The sequence below is a fragment of the Acidovorax sp. GW458-11-26-14-TSB4 genome (genome assembly GCF_059423865.1).
On record NZ_JBWKYR010000017.1, the window covers coordinates 1 to 13,398 of the forward strand.

Annotated in this window: 13 protein-coding genes; 5 read left to right on the forward strand and 8 right to left on the reverse strand. The window is 68.4% G+C overall.

The features are described 5' to 3' along the window. Nucleotides 1-153: 153 nt before the first annotated feature. From AC07X5_RS25205 to AC07X5_RS25220, 4 genes are read right to left on the reverse strand one after another with little or no spacing between them, the layout of a single operon-like run. On the reverse strand, nucleotides 154-1,320 hold the full coding sequence (locus tag AC07X5_RS25205) for a DSD1 family PLP-dependent enzyme (RefSeq protein WP_494772346.1): 1,167 nt from the start codon (nucleotides 1,318-1,320) through the stop codon (nucleotides 154-156). Between the two features lie 23 nt (nucleotides 1,321-1,343). Next, a complete protein-coding gene (locus AC07X5_RS25210; RefSeq protein WP_494772347.1) occupies nucleotides 1,344-2,321 on the reverse strand; it encodes a threo-3-hydroxy-L-aspartate ammonia-lyase in 978 nt (325 codons plus the stop codon). A gap of 53 nt (nucleotides 2,322-2,374) precedes the next feature. After that, entirely contained in the window at nucleotides 2,375-3,373 is a 999-nt protein-coding gene (locus AC07X5_RS25215; RefSeq protein WP_494772348.1) for an ornithine cyclodeaminase family protein, read from the reverse strand. 9 nt (nucleotides 3,374-3,382) lie between these two features. Then, a complete protein-coding gene (locus AC07X5_RS25220) occupies nucleotides 3,383-4,042 on the reverse strand; it encodes a helix-turn-helix transcriptional regulator (RefSeq protein ID WP_494772349.1) in 660 nt (219 codons plus the stop codon). Nucleotides 4,043-4,245: 203 nt separating this feature from the next. On the opposite strand from AC07X5_RS25220, the gene AC07X5_RS25225 reads away from it, so the two are divergent. From AC07X5_RS25225 to AC07X5_RS25240, 4 genes are read left to right on the forward strand one after another with little or no spacing between them, the layout of a single operon-like run. Next, on the forward strand, nucleotides 4,246-4,572 hold the full coding sequence (locus AC07X5_RS25225; protein WP_494772350.1) for a hypothetical protein: 327 nt from the start codon (nucleotides 4,246-4,248) through the stop codon (nucleotides 4,570-4,572). A 26-nt stretch (nucleotides 4,573-4,598) separates the two neighbouring features. Beyond that, the gene (locus tag AC07X5_RS25230; protein WP_494772351.1) at nucleotides 4,599-5,411 is read left to right on the forward strand and encodes an MlaA family lipoprotein; all 813 of its coding nucleotides are present in this window, start codon (nucleotides 4,599-4,601) and stop codon (nucleotides 5,409-5,411) included. Between the two features lie 45 nt (nucleotides 5,412-5,456). After that, nucleotides 5,457-6,338 (forward strand): MipA/OmpV family protein, encoded by an 882-nt coding sequence (locus AC07X5_RS25235; protein ID WP_494772352.1) that lies wholly within the window; start codon nucleotides 5,457-5,459, stop codon nucleotides 6,336-6,338. A gap of 2 nt (nucleotides 6,339-6,340) precedes the next feature. After that, a complete protein-coding gene (locus AC07X5_RS25240; protein WP_494772353.1) occupies nucleotides 6,341-7,552 on the forward strand; it encodes an alpha/beta hydrolase in 1,212 nt (403 codons plus the stop codon). A gap of 13 nt (nucleotides 7,553-7,565) precedes the next feature. Here the strand turns inward: AC07X5_RS25240 and AC07X5_RS25245 are convergent, their stop codons facing one another. Together AC07X5_RS25245 and AC07X5_RS25250 are read right to left on the reverse strand one after the other, a co-directional pair. Next, nucleotides 7,566-8,960: a sensor histidine kinase gene (locus AC07X5_RS25245; RefSeq protein WP_494772354.1), complete on the reverse strand. Its 1,395-nt coding sequence runs from the start codon at nucleotides 8,958-8,960 to the stop codon at nucleotides 7,566-7,568. Continuing rightward, entirely contained in the window at nucleotides 8,957-9,631 is a 675-nt protein-coding gene (locus AC07X5_RS25250; protein WP_494772355.1) for a response regulator transcription factor, read from the reverse strand. Before AC07X5_RS25250 ends, AC07X5_RS25245 begins: the two co-directional genes overlap by 4 nt. 230 nt (nucleotides 9,632-9,861) lie before the next feature. Here AC07X5_RS25250 and AC07X5_RS25255 point away from each other — a divergent pair, with 230 nt between their 5' ends. Then, nucleotides 9,862-10,185: a hypothetical protein gene (locus AC07X5_RS25255; RefSeq protein ID WP_494772356.1), complete on the forward strand. Its 324-nt coding sequence runs from the start codon at nucleotides 9,862-9,864 to the stop codon at nucleotides 10,183-10,185. Nucleotides 10,186-10,252: 67 nt separating this feature from the next. Here the strand turns inward: AC07X5_RS25255 and AC07X5_RS25260 are convergent, their stop codons facing one another. Next, nucleotides 10,253-12,394, reverse strand: a complete 2,142-nt coding sequence (locus AC07X5_RS25260; protein ID WP_494772357.1) for an NHL repeat-containing protein — start codon at nucleotides 12,392-12,394, stop codon at nucleotides 10,253-10,255. Between the two features lie 154 nt (nucleotides 12,395-12,548). Further along, a complete protein-coding gene (locus AC07X5_RS25265; RefSeq protein WP_494772358.1) occupies nucleotides 12,549-13,379 on the reverse strand; it encodes a M90 family metallopeptidase in 831 nt (276 codons plus the stop codon). Between the last annotated feature and the right edge of the window lie 19 nt (nucleotides 13,380-13,398).

A 13,398-nucleotide genomic window follows, 5' to 3' on the forward strand; every position in this document is an offset into this window, starting at 1 on the left:
GCCGCTTGGGTCTGGCTGGCGCAGGCTCGCATGCTCCTTGCGCGGCTCAAATAGATTTCTTCTACACCCTCTTGGCGGCCAAAAGAAAGTTACTGCGCCGCCGGGCGCACATCCCGGCTCCCGCCCTCCACCAAGGCATGCGGCAACCAGATCTCACCAGCCCCCAAACCGCTCCCACTGCGCCACCACGGCACCATCCTGCACAGCCTGGTACTGCGCATACTGCGCGCCCGTGGCACACGCATGGTTCGGCAGGATCCGCAACTGCCGCCCCACCGGGAACCGCTGCGCGATGTCGCCAGCGTCCGCCGACCCGGGGCCCGCGGCCAGCGACAGGATCCCATGCTCCTGGTTGGCGCCGCTCAGCACATAGCCTTCGAGCACCGTGCCGTCCACATCGCACACCTGGCCGTAGCCATAGTCGTGCGACTGCTTTTGTGTGCCCCGGTCGCGGCTCATGGCCATCCAGCCGGCATCGACGATCGCCCAGCCCTTGTCCACCTGGTGGCCGATCACGGTGGTGAGCACGCTCAGCGCGATGTCGTCGGTGCTGCACACGCCCACGTTGTGCATCACCAGGTCGAAGAACACATACACGCCGGCGCGCACCTCGGTCACGCCCGCGAGGTCCGCCGCCGACAGGGCCGTGGGCGTTGAGCCCACGCTCACCACGGCGCAGGGCAGGCCGGCGGCGCGCAGGCGCTCGGCCGCGCGCACGCAGCCGGCGCGCTCCTGCTCGGCCAGGGCGGTGAGGGCCTCGGGGGTGTTGAGGTCGTAGCTGCCGCCTGCATGCGTCATCACGCCGGCCAGGCGCATGCCGCCGTCGTGCAGTGCGCGGCCCACGTCGATCAGCACCGCCTCGTCGGGTCGGATGCCCGAGCGGTGGCCATCGGTGTCCACCTCGATCAGCACCTCGAACACCTCGCCGTGCTCGCGGCCAAAGGCCGCGATGGCCTGGGCCGCGGCGAGGTTGTCGGTGATGATCTTCAGGTCGCAGCCCTGGCGGCGCAGCGCCAGCACCTGTGGCAGCTTGTGCGGCACGGTGCCCACGGCGTAGAGGATGTCGGTGATGCCGTGGGCGAAGAACTCGGCCGCCTCCTTGAGGGTGGAGACGGTGATGCCCTGCGCGCCGGCGGCGATCTGCGCGTCGGTCACGGCCGGGCATTTGGCCGTCTTGGCGTGCGGGCGAAAGCGCACGCCCAGCGCGTTCATGCGCTCCTGCATGCGCGTGATGTTGCGCCGCATGCGCGGCAGTTCGATCAGGGCGGCAGGGGTGTCCAGGGTGTCGAGCGATTGCGCGGTGGTGGCGGCGTCAGGCATGGTGGAGGACTCCTCTGGATGGCTTATTGCTGGGTGGCCAGAAGGGCGCAGAAGCGCTCCATGTCCACGTTGCCGCCGCTGATCAGCACGCCCACCTTCCTGCCCTGGAGCTCGGCGGCGCGGGCACGCGCTGCGGCAAAGCCCAGGCAGCCGGTGGGCTCCACCACCAGCTTCATGCGGGTGGCGAAGAAGCGCATGGCGTCCACCAGCTGGGCATCGCTCACGGTGAGGATGTCGTCCACGTCGCGGCGGATGATGGGGAAGGTGATGTTGCCCAGGTGCTGCGTCTGCGCGCCGTCGGCAATGGTCTTGGGCGTGTCGATGTGCACGATGGCGCCGCTGCGGAACGACTGCTGCCCGTCGTTGCCGGCCTCGGGCTCCACGCCGTAGAGCTTGCACTTCGGCGACAGCGCGCGCGTGGACAGGGCCGAGCCCGAGAGCAGGCCGCCGCCGCCCAGGCAGACGAAGAAGGCGTCGAGCTCGCCCACCTCTTCGAACAGCTCCTTGGCGGCCGTGCCCTGGCCGGCCAGCACGTCGGCGTGGTCATACGGCGGTATCAGGGTCAGGCCGTTGCGCTCGGCCAGGTCGCGCGTGATCTGTTCGCGGTCTTGCGTGTAGCGGTCGTAGAACACCACGTTGGCGCCATAGCCCTGCGTGGCCGCTACCTTGGCGGCGGGTGCGTCCTGCGGCATGACGATGGTGGCGGGCATGCCCAGCTCGCGCGCTGCCAGGGCGATGCCCTGCGCATGGTTGCCCGAAGAGAAAGCGATCACCCCGGCCTTGCGCTGCGCGGCATCGAATTGGGCGAGCGCGTTGTAGGCGCCGCGGAACTTGAAGGCGCCCATGCGCTGCAGGTTCTCGCACTTGAAGAACACCTGGGCGCCCAGCTCGGCATCCACGGTGCGCGAGGTGAGCACGGGCGTGCGGTGCGCAATGCCCGCGATGCGGCCGGCAGCGGCGACGACGTCGTCATAGGTGGGAAGTTGTTGGGCAGTGGTCATGGCAGTGGTGGGTGTGGTGGATGGAGAAGAAAGCGAAAAAGCGCGGGCGGGCATCACCAGGGCCAGGCCAGCGCGGTGCCCAGCCCCCGCGCCAGCGCCTGGGTGCGCAGCATGCGGGCGACGGTCAGGTCCTGCAGGGCCAGGCCGGTCATGTCGAAGACGGTGATGTCCTGCGCGCTGCGCTGCACGGGCGCCTGGCCCGTGAGCACATCGCCCAGTTCGGTGCAGGGCAGGTCGGGGGCGGCCCATTGCGTCTCGCCGATGCTGCGGGCCTGGGCCGTGTCGTCCACGAACACATGGGCGCGCTCCAGCAGGCCTTGGGGCAGCTCGCGCTTGCCGCGCGTGTCGGTGCCCACGGCGTTGATGTGGGTGCCAGGCTGTACAGCTGCCGCATCGAACAGCGCGCCGCAGCCCGGCGTGGCGGTGATGACCACGTCGCTCGCGGCCACGGTGGCGTTCGCGTCGGTGGCGTGGGCGATGTCGCAGCAGCCCCGGAACTCTGCCTCGAAATCGGGCCGCGGCTGGCCGTCGTGCGTGAGGTAGTGCACGTGGGTGAGCGCGGGCAGCACCTGCAGCGCAAAGCGCAGCTGCACGCGCGCCTGCACGCCGGTGCCGAACAGGCACAGGCGCGTGCTCTCGGCGCGGGCCAGGTGCTGCAGGCCCAGCGCCCCGGCCGCGCCCGTGCGCTCGGTGGTGATGGCATTGCCGTCCAGCACGCATAGCGGGCGGCCCGTGGCCGGGTCGATCAGCAGCACCGTGGCCTGGTGCGGCTCGCCGCCCCGCGCCCGGTTGGCGGGCCAGAAGCCGGCGGCCTTCAAGCCCAGCAGCCCCTGCGCGGACACGTCTCCCGACTTGATGCCGAACACACCGCCCGTGGGCAGCGCCTCTCGCACCACGGGGAAGACCCGGCCCGCGCGCTGGCTGTGCAGGGTGAAGGCCTCGTGTACCGCACGCAGCACGTCCTCGGGCTGCAGCAGGGCCGTGACCTGGTGGGTGTCGAGCAGCAGCAGGGATGCCTGCGTGCGGTCGGTGGTGGCGGGGTTGGCACTCATGGTGTCACCTCACTTGGCCACATCGCCGTACACCGTGGCGCGCGATACGCCCAGGTGCTGCGCCACCACTTCCATGGCGCGGCGCACCTCCAGGCTGCCCGACTCGCGCAACTCGCGCAGCAGGGCGCGCCGCTCGGCCGCCTTGAGCGCACGCGGCGCGGTGGACAGGCGCGCCGCGAACTGGTCGATGCGCTGGCGGATGGCCTCGGCCCCGGCCGGGTCCAGCGATTCGGTGAGCCCTGCGGTGGCGCCATCGATGGCCGTGAACTGGCCCACCATGCTCTGCAGGCTGCGGAACTGCGTGAGGTCCACGTTCAGGCACAGCGCGGCGATGTACTGGCCCGTCGAATCCTTGATGCCCACCGAGGTGCTCTTGGCCTGCCTGCCATCCGCGAACTGGTTGGCGTAGTTGGCAATGACCTGCGGATAGTCGGGGTTTGCTATGCGCGCCAGGCCCAGCTCGGTCGTGGGCTCGCCCACGGCACGGCCCGAAAGGTTGTTGTGGATGGCCAGGATCGACTGCCCCGGATCCAGCAGGTCGTGCACCACCACCTCGCAGAACGGCGCAAAGGTGGCGGCCAGCCCCTGGGCCACCTGCTCGATCTGGGAGAGCAGGGCTTTTTGTTCGGGGGTGCGGTGCGGGGCGGGGGAGGGCGTGCGTTTTGGCATTTGGATAATTTATCCAAAAATAGATAAATTGTCAAAGCTGCAGCAAATTGAACACGACCGCCGTTTCCGGTGATGAACCCGGCTTTCTGCGCTGCCTTAAAAAATTCTTAATTGCGCTAAGAAGTCCTTAAAGCCGGGCCGGCACCATGCGGTTCAGCGGCGGCGAAACCCTCGCCGCACCTGTTGTTGAAAGAGTCGCCACCATGCCCCATGTCCGGTTCGCTTCGGGTCTTGCCCTTCTGTCCCTGTCGCTGCTGCTGTCCGCGTGCACCAGCATCCCGCAAAGTGCCATGCCCAAGGAGAGTTTTGCGCAGCTTGGCTGCCATGAGCTGGACAACGAGCTCGCCATGGCGCAAGAGAGCAACCGGGTGGCCGGCGAGGCCAAGAGCGCCTCCTGGCAGCTGGTGCTGCCGGTGGCGGTGGCGGCGCGCTATTTCAACGCCAACTCCGTGCAGATCGATTCCGAGCTGCGCATGGTGAGCTTGCGGGAGCAGCGCCGCAGCAAGGGCTGCCAGCAGGTGGCTGGCTGATGCCCCGGCAGCGCAGGGCCATGCACATGGCTGCGCGGGTCGCTGCGGCCGGGCTGCTCGCCCTGCTGCCCGTGCTGGCAGGCTGCGCCACCGCTGCCCAGCCCGACCCTCTGGAGCCCTGGAACCGCGGCGTCTTTCGCTTCAACGAGGCGGTGGATGGCGCTGTGCTGGCCCCTCTCGCGCGGGGTTACGCCCGCGTGCTGCCGCAGGGCGTGCAGACCAGCCTGGGCCATTTCTTCACCAACCCGCAGGACATCGGCTCGGCGGCCAACCTGCTGCTGCAGGGGCGGCCGGGGGCTGCGGCGTCGGACCTGGCCCGAGTGGCCGTGAACACCACCGTGGGCGTGCTCGGCCTGTTCGATGTGGCCACGCCCATGGGCCTGGTGCGCCACGGCGCTGACACGGGCCAGACGCTGGGCCGCTGGGGGCTGGGCGCGGGCGCCTACATCGTCTGGCCGCTGCTGGGCCCGTCCACCGTGCGCGATACGGCGGGCCTGCCGGCCGAGCTGCTGCTGGCGCCGCAAACCCTGGCTGCCAGCACAGCGGTGCGCAACGGCCTCACGGTTTTGCAGGCCACCCAGGCGCGGGCCGAACTGCTGCCCGCCACGCAGGTGATCGACCGCATTGCGCTGGACAAGTACCTCTTTGTGCGCGATGCCTACCTGCAGCACCGCCGCGCGCTGGTGCACGGTGAGGCGCAGGTGCCGGGCGATGCTCCGCCGGACTCGGCCGCTGCGGGTGGCGATGAGCGTTTCGACCTGGACGCCGGCTCCGATGCCGGCACCGCTGCTGCACCCGCCTTCCGCAGCGATGGCAGTGGCGGTGAGCAAGCGCCCTGAATTTCAATTTTCTGCTACGTTGTTTCAACCCTGAGGATCCCGACCATGCTCCCGTTCCCTTTCATCCCCGTCCCTGCAACCACCGGCCTGCGCTGGCGTGCGCGGCCTGCACCGGGCGCCCCCGCACCCACTCCGAGTGCTCCTGTGAATCGCCTGCGCGCTGCCGTGGCCGCAGCCGCCCTGGGTGTGCTGGCTTCGCCGGCAGCCTGGGCGCAGGACGGCAGCACACCCGGTGGCACATCGGGCACCGGCGCTGCTTCGCAATGGGGCCTGGGCCTTGGCGTGGCGGTGGACCGGGCCCCCTACCGCGACTTCGACGACAAGGTGCAGGGGCTGCCGCTCATCTACTTCGAAAACCGCTGGGTCAGCGTGCTCGGTCCCTCGCTGGACGTCAAGCTGCCGTCTGCCGGGCCGGTATCGCTCAGGCTGCGTGCGCGCTATGCGGGCGAAGGGTATGAGGCCGAGGATTCGCCCTACCTCACTGGCATGGACGAGCGCAAGGCCAGTTTCTGGGTGGGCGGCGCGGCCATCTGGCGCACCGGGTTGGCCAATGTCTCGGGCGAGTGGCTCGGCGATGCCTCGGGCCACAGCAAGGGGCAAAGGATCAAGCTGCAGGTGGATCGCCGCTTCCAGCAGGGGGCCTTCGACTTCACTCCGCGCCTGGCCGCGCACTGGGCCGACAGCAAGTATGTGGACTACTATTACGGCGTGAAATCCTCCGAAGCACTGCCCCAGCGCCGGGCCTACCAGGGCGATGCCAGCGTCAACCTGGAGCTGGGCCTGCGCGTGGGCTATGCCATCGCCCCACGGCAGAGCATGTTCCTGGACATCAGCACCACCCACCTGGGCAGCGGCATCAAGGACAGCCCGCTGGTGGACCGCTCCAGCACCACTGGCCTACGCCTGGGCTACCTGTACCGGTTCTGATGGTGCGGCATCTGCAACCGAGCCAAGCCACCCGGCAGTGGTCCCGCGCCCTGGCGCTGTTGGCCGCCATGGCATGCGCGGGCTGCGCTGCGCCGCGCGGGCCCATGGTGCCGTTGGGCCAGGGCAGCTTTGCCCAGTACCGCAGCGAAACGCAGGACTGGATGGCGCAGCACCGCGCCTTCCAGAGCGACGAGCGCGACAGCGAGCTGGCGCGCAACGCGCCCATGGAGTGGCGGCCGGCGCAGGCCGCGCGCAAGGGCGTGGTGCTGTTCCACGGCCTGGGCGATTCGCCCTGGTCGTTTGCCGACGTCGGGCAGGCGCTGGCGGGCCAGGGCTTTCTGGTGCGCACGGCGCTGCTGCCCGGCCACGGCACGCGCCCGGCCGACCTGATCGGCGTGGACCTGGACGACTGGCGCCGCCTGGTGGCGCAGCAGGCAGCCCTGCTGGCGCAGGAGGTGCCTGAGGTCTACCTGGGCGGCTTTTCCACCGGCGCCAACCTGGCGCTGGAATACGCGCTGGACCACCCCGAGGTCGCAGGCCTGGTGCTCTTCTCTCCGGCTTTGAAGTCGGGCGTGCCGCTGGACTGGATCGTGCCCTGGGTGGCGCGCGTGCGCACCTGGCTGCGCCAGCCCGATTCCGCCCAGCCCCAGCAGACCACCCTGCGCTACCTCAACGTGCCGACCAATGGCTTTGCGCAGTACTACCGCAGCGCCGCCGCCGTGCGCGAGAAGATTGCGCGCCAGCCCTATGCCAGGCCGGCCCTGTTGGTGCTGGCGCAGCACGACTCGGTGGTGGATGTGGAGCATGTGCTCGGCACCTTCGAGACCCGCTTCACACACCCCGCCAGCCGCCTCATCTGGTATGGCGAGCTGCCAGCGGCGCGTGCTGGCGACACGCCACAGCGCGAAGGCACCGGGCAGCACACGCGTGTGCTGGTGCGCACCGACAGGCTGCCGCAGCAGCGCATCAGCCAGTTCTCGCACATGGGCGTGCTGTTCTCCCCGGCCAACCCGCTTTACGGGACCGAAGGGACCCAGCGCATGTGCTGGAACGGGCAGGACGCCGCCGACCAGGCCCGCTGCATGGCGGGCGAGCCGGTGTGGTACTCGGACTGGGGCTACCGCGAGAGCGCCAAGGTGCACGCGCGGCTGACCTTCAACCCCTATTTCGACTGGCAGGCCGAGGTCATGCGCGAAGTGCTGGCCGCCGAATGATTTCGCGGGGTGTTCAGCCCGCCGCTTCACCATTGCCCTGCACCGCAGGAAAAAGCACACACACGCAGAAGCCTCGGCCCTCCAGCCCTGCGCAGGTGCTGATGGTGGCACCGTGCAGCTGCGCGATGCCGGCCACCAGCGACAGGCCGATGCCGCTGCCCTTCACGGCGCTGCCTGCCACGCGGTGAAAGCGCTGGAAGATCGCCTCGCGCTCCGAATCGGGGACGCCGGGGCCGTCGTCCGCCACCTCCAGGCATGCCTGGGTGGCGCCATCCTGGTCCACTTCGACGGGCCCGCAGGCGATGCGCACGCGACCGCCGGGCGCGGTGTAGCGCAGGGCGTTGTCCACCAGGTTGCGCAGGAGGATTCCGATCTCGTCGATGTCGCAGGCAATGGTGCAGGGCTGCAGGTCCAGCAGCAGGTGGCGCTGCTGCTGGTGCGCCTGCATGTCGAACTCGCGGCTCACATACGCGGCCAGCTCGCTCAGGTCGGCCAGTGCCTGGTGCGTGGCACGGGCGCCTGCGTTCAGCCGCGCCAGGTCCAGCAGCTGCTCCGACAGGCGCGTGCTGCGCTCGGCCACTGCCAGCAGCTTGGCCAGCGCGGCATCCTTGTCTGCCAGGGTGGTGGCGCGCACGGCCACCTGGGCCTGGGCCTGCAAGGCGGCCAAAGGCGTGCGCAGTTCGTGCGCAGCGTCGCCGATGAAGCGGCGCTCTCCCTCCACCGCCTCGTCCAACTGGTGCAGCACATGGTTGAAGGCGCCCACCAGCGGCTGCAGCTCGGCCGGCAGCGCGTCCGTGGGCAGCGGGGTGAGGTCGAATTTCTGGCGCTGGTGCAGCGCTGCCTCCATCGCGGCCACGGGCAGCAGGGCGCGGCGCACGGCGAACCCCATGAACGAGCCTATCAGCACCAGCAGCGCGGTGGCGATGCCCATCGCGATCAACGCTTTCTTGCGCAGTTCCGCGTCGATCACGCTGTGCAGGTTGCCCACCTGCACGGTAATGCGGCCCGTGCTGTCCGAGACGGAATACACGCGCCAGCGCTGCCCCTCGACCATGGTGCTGGCAAAGCCATCGGCGAAGTCTGGCTTGAGGGGCGTGCGGGGCGACCCTGGCGTGCCTACCGCGCGTTGGCTGCGGTACACCCACACCTGAAACGCCAGGTTCTCCTGCTGCGCCAAGGCATCGGCCCGCACCTGTTCGCTTTGCTCCACGCCACGCAGCTTGGCGTGGCTAGGTACCGTCTGCAGGATCTTGTGGGCAATGCCGCGCAGCCGCTTGTCCTCGATGCTGCTCTGGCTCAGCGCAAAGTAGCCGGCCAGCACCGCCAGCGCCACCCCCCAGCACAGCACGATGGTGGCGCCCCCGGCCAGCAGCATGCGGCTGCGCAGCGACCTCGCGGTCTTCGTCATGGACGCCATGCCCCCGCCTCGCCGAACAGGTAGCCGTGGCCATGCACCGTGGTGATCAGGTCGTCCCCCAGCTTGCGCCGCAGCTGGTGGATGAAGACGGCGATGGTGTTGCTCTCGACGGTGCTGGCATGGCCATACACCACGTCTTCCAGGTGGTCGCGCGTCACCACATGGCCCGGGCGCTCCAGCAGGGCCAGCAGCGTGCGGTACTCGTGGCTGCTCAGTGCCACGCGCTCGCCGCCGCGCAGCACCAGCCGCTTGCTGCGGTCGAGTTCGATGTCCCGGTACTTGAAGACCGGCACCACCCGCCCCTGCGTGCGCCGCACCACCGCGCGCACCCGTGCCCACAGCTCATCGACCTGGAAGGGCTTGATCATGTAGTCGTCCGCCCCGGCATCGAGCCCCAGGATGCGCTCGCTCAGCTGCCCGCGCGCGGTGAGGATCAGCACCGGCGTCACGTCGTAGCGGGCGCGCATGGCCTTGAGCACGGTAAGACCCGACTCGCGCGGCAGCCCCAGGTCCAGCAGCACCGCTCCGTAGGCATGGTCCACCAGCGCCAGCCGCGCGCCCGCCGCGTCGCATACCCGGTCGATGCGCCAGGCGTTCTGGTGCGCTGCATCGCACACGGCTTCGGCGAGCATGTCGTCGTCTTCGACGAGGAGGAGGTGCACGGAATTTTTCCTGGTTGCGTTGCCACGGACGGAGCCCGGGGGCTCCCGCGCTGGGCTTCGATCATCGTCCGAGGGGATTAACGACTTGTTAAGAGGCCTTGTCCCAGCCTCTTGGCCAATGGCCGTCAGTGTGCCCATGTTTGCCCACAGGCCCGGTGGCTGCAAATGCGCCGATTTGGTTTTACAGTGGGTACCTTGCCCAGGGTGCTTGGCCGGGGCGCCCCCAACCCATGCCCAAACCCCATCACAACGTCTACGTCGTGGAGCCCTCCATGGCGGTGCTGAGCGAGCGCAAGTTCCGCAGGTGCAACCCGAACTACATCGAGGGCAAGCCCTGCGTGTACGTGGGCATGACCGGGCTGGACCCGGATGTGCGCTTCGACAAGCACAAGGCCGGCATCCAGGCCAACCGCTTCGTGCTGCAGTATGGGCTGCGGCTGTTGCCCGATCTGTACGAGGGCTTCAACCCCATGCGCTACCAGGACGCGGTGGACCGCGAGATCGAAATCGGCATTGATCTGCGCTCGGCCGGGTTCGGGGTTTGGCAGGCCTGAGCAAAAAAGCCCTCGGACCACGTGCCAGAGCACGGAGTCCGAGGGCCTTGCTATCCCCCGGGATCGATCAGGGCAGCTTGACCTGGATCACCGCATTCGCGATGCTGGCGTACAGCACGGAATCACGGATGGCGATGCCACCGGGGCGGTTGATCACGCCTGGCAGATCACCCGCGGCGAATCCCTTGCGTCCCACCTGGCCCACCAGGGTACTGACCTGGCCGGCAGGGGTGATCTTGCGGATCACGCTGTTGGCGGGGTCGGAGACATACACGTTGCCGTTCTTGTCCACCGCAAGGCTGGCTGTTTTGAGCGATTCTCGCCAGTCCACCGAGAACAGTGCGGCTGCGCCAACGCCGTCGGCGTAGCCGGGTGCGGCATTGGGGTTGCCAGCCAGCGTGGTGACCACGCCTTCTGGCGTGATCTTGCGGATGGTCGGGCCCAGCTTGGCGCTGTAGTACAGGCCATCGACCACGTAGACGTTGCCCGCCGCATCGGTGGCCATTTGGCCCAGCCACGCGAATTGTGCGGCCTGGCCTGCGCCATCCCGGTGCCCCACCGTGCCTTCGGTACCCGCAAACAGGGTGGCCGTCCCCTTGGTATCGACCTTGTAGATGGCACCCAGGTAGGCGGACACATAGACGTTGCCCGCCGTGTCCGCCGCAATGCCGGTCAGGGCATTGGAGAGGAAGCGGTTCATCAGCGGTTTCAGGTCTGCCAGGAGAACGACCTCGCACTTGTTGCTGCCCATCTTCAGGATGCGCGAGTCGATGTACGAGTAGAGGTTGCCTGCGCCATCAGTGGCCAGGGCGAATTCGCGGGTCAGCAGTTCGCTCGCGAGGCCGGTGAGCGCAGTGCACTGCCCGCCGGGCTGGCCCAGGGTGCGTACCTGCCCATCGGCCTGCACCGTGCGGATGGTGCCGTTGCCCTTGTCGCGCACATACAGGGTGCCCGATGGACTGGCGACCAGCGACCAGGGGTTGTCAAAGCGTGCATCGGCGCCCTGCGCATCGTTGGTGCCCGTGGAGGCCACGGGGCCTGCGGCCACCGTGTACGTGCCCTGCTCGGTGTAGCTGCGCAACTGCAGGAAGGGGTTGAGCCTGTCGCGGCCGTAGCTGCGTTCGGCCACCAGGAGTTGGCCGTCGGCCTTGGCCACCATGGCGAGAGGCTGGCACAGGTCACTCACGGCGAAGGTGGAACATGCGAACTGGGAACGGACCAGGGTCGTGACGCTGCCATCGCTGCCGATACGGTGGATGGATGGTTGGTTGATGACGCCAAACACGGTGGTCGACGAGCTGTCCACAACGTTGTCCAGAACGAACAGACGATCCGCCGGGTCGAAGGCGATGGCCCTGATATTGCGGAACCTGCCACCAGACACCACAGTGGCTTGACCATCCGCATTGTATTTTCGGATCACCTGGTCGTTGGAGTCTGCCGAATAGAGGGTTCCCGCAGAATCGGTTGCCAGGAGCAGGGGCTTGTAGGCCGTGAAGCCGTAGCCCATGTTCGAGGGGCTCTGGCTGGCCTGGCCGACCAGGGTGCTGACTGTGCCATTGGCCGTGATCTTGCGGATCCGTCCCGACAGAGCGGGGTCCGTGCCCGACGAATCAAAGCGGCCGGTGGCTTCCGCCACATACACGCTGCCGGCCTTGTCCACGGCGATGCTGGTGGGGCTGCAGAGCGTGGCGCTGGTGCCTGCGCCATCCTGGTTGGCGCAGACCCCTGCCTGGCCTGCCAGGGTGGTGACGGCGCCCGCTGGGGTGATCTTGCGCACCAGGTGGTTCCCGGTGTCTGCCACATAGGTGTTTCCGGCGGCGTCCACGGCCACTGCGGTGGGGGCGTTGAACGCGCCAGGACCCGTGCCGCCGGCCAGGGTGCTGACCTGTTCCTGGTTGGCGCTGAGCTTGCGGATCAGGTTGTTGCCGGTGTCGGCGATGAGCACTTCGCCCGAAGGGCCCAGGGCCAGTCCCGCGACCCGCGTGCTGAAGCTTGCGGAGTTTTTGCTGGCGCCATCCTGGTTGCCATCGCCAATTGGGTTGCCGGCCAGCAGCGACACGGCGGTGGCGGGGGCTGGAGGCGGCGGTGGGGCGGGTGGTTCACCCGAGTCGCCAGAGCTGCCTCCGCAGGCGGTGAGCATGGGAACCACCAAAGCGGCCAGCAGGCCGATGCGTTGCAGTCGTTCGTTGAGGGCGGTGTCTGGCATGAATTCTCCCAAGGTTGGATATCGGTTCTTGTCGCGCGGGGCGAGGCCGCGGCGCTTTATTGCGTCCCTTGCATTTCGTGTAACGTTTTGTTGCGAGGAAGCAAGCGTTGAGACAAGGGCTATTCCAACAAGGAGCTCTTCAGGAGTCTGTGATTCAGCGCACCTCTTTGGGGCGGAAAAATGCATCCAGCACCGGCACCAGCCCCGCAAACTCCTGCGCGAAGCGCGCGCGGTTGACGAAGTAGGCCTCGCAGGCCACGGCAAAGAATTCCGATGGCGAGGTGGCCCCGTAGGCATCCAGCCAGGGCATCGGGGCGCCGAAACGCTCGGCCTTGATGACGGCCTCGCGGAAGTCCTCGTAGGCCGGCTCCCAGGCGTTCCACCAGGCTTCGTACGCGCCGCGGCCGGTGCGCGTGCCCATGAAGCCGGCAGGCAGGGGCGGGCAGCCGTTGGGTTCGCGGCCACCACGCATATCGAGCTTGTGCACGAACTCGTGCACCACCACGTTGGTGCCGCGCTCGGTGTTCTCGCGGCCGTTGGAGGCGTGCTCCCAACTGAGCATGATGGGCCCGCGGTCCATGGCCTCGCCCAGCAGCACCTGTTCATGTTCGTGCACTACACCGGCCTCGTCCACGGTCTGCCGCCTGGCCACGGCCTCGCCGGGGTGCAGCACGATGCCCACGAAATCGTCGTACCAGGCGAGCGCCTTGGCCGGATCGCCCCAGTGCAGCAGGGGCAGACAGGCCTGCGCGGCGATGTCGATGGCCATGGCGTCCGTCACTTCCAGGCCATGCGCGCCGTGGAAGCGCTTGTCGTGCAGGAAGAGGGCGGCGAGCGCGCGCAGCTTGGACTGGTCGTGCAGCGACAGCGCGGCCAGGAAGGGGTAGCGCTGCAGTGTATCGAGCCAGAGCGTGGCCGAGATGTCGGGCACGGGAGCGACGGTGGTGCGCACACGGCGCCAAAGCCGATTGAGGATGGGGGGCATGGTGTCAGAGCATGCCAAG

Bases quoted from the DNA above. Each gene is read 5' to 3' on its own strand.
- AC07X5_RS25205 (WP_494772346.1), bottom strand. From the start codon at position 1,320: ATGCCTGACGCCGCCACCACCGCGCAATCGCTCGACACCCTGGACACC.
- AC07X5_RS25210 (WP_494772347.1), bottom strand. From the start codon at position 2,321: ATGACCACTGCCCAACAACTTCCCACCTATGACGACGTCGTCGCCGCT.
- AC07X5_RS25215 (WP_494772348.1), bottom strand. From the start codon at position 3,373: ATGAGTGCCAACCCCGCCACCACCGACCGCACGCAGGCATCCCTGCTG.
- AC07X5_RS25220 (WP_494772349.1), bottom strand. From the start codon at position 4,042: ATGCCAAAACGCACGCCCTCCCCCGCCCCGCACCGCACCCCCGAACAA.
- AC07X5_RS25225 (WP_494772350.1), top strand. From the start codon at position 4,246: ATGCCCCATGTCCGGTTCGCTTCGGGTCTTGCCCTTCTGTCCCTGTCG.
- AC07X5_RS25230 (WP_494772351.1), top strand. From the start codon at position 4,599: ATGGCTGCGCGGGTCGCTGCGGCCGGGCTGCTCGCCCTGCTGCCCGTG.
- AC07X5_RS25235 (WP_494772352.1), top strand. From the start codon at position 5,457: ATGCTCCCGTTCCCTTTCATCCCCGTCCCTGCAACCACCGGCCTGCGC.
- AC07X5_RS25245 (WP_494772354.1), bottom strand. From the start codon at position 8,960: ATGACGAAGACCGCGAGGTCGCTGCGCAGCCGCATGCTGCTGGCCGGG.
- AC07X5_RS25255 (WP_494772356.1), top strand. From the start codon at position 9,862: ATGCCCAAACCCCATCACAACGTCTACGTCGTGGAGCCCTCCATGGCG.
- AC07X5_RS25260 (WP_494772357.1), bottom strand. From the start codon at position 12,394: ATGCCAGACACCGCCCTCAACGAACGACTGCAACGCATCGGCCTGCTG.
- AC07X5_RS25265 (WP_494772358.1), bottom strand. From the start codon at position 13,379: ATGCCCCCCATCCTCAATCGGCTTTGGCGCCGTGTGCGCACCACCGTC.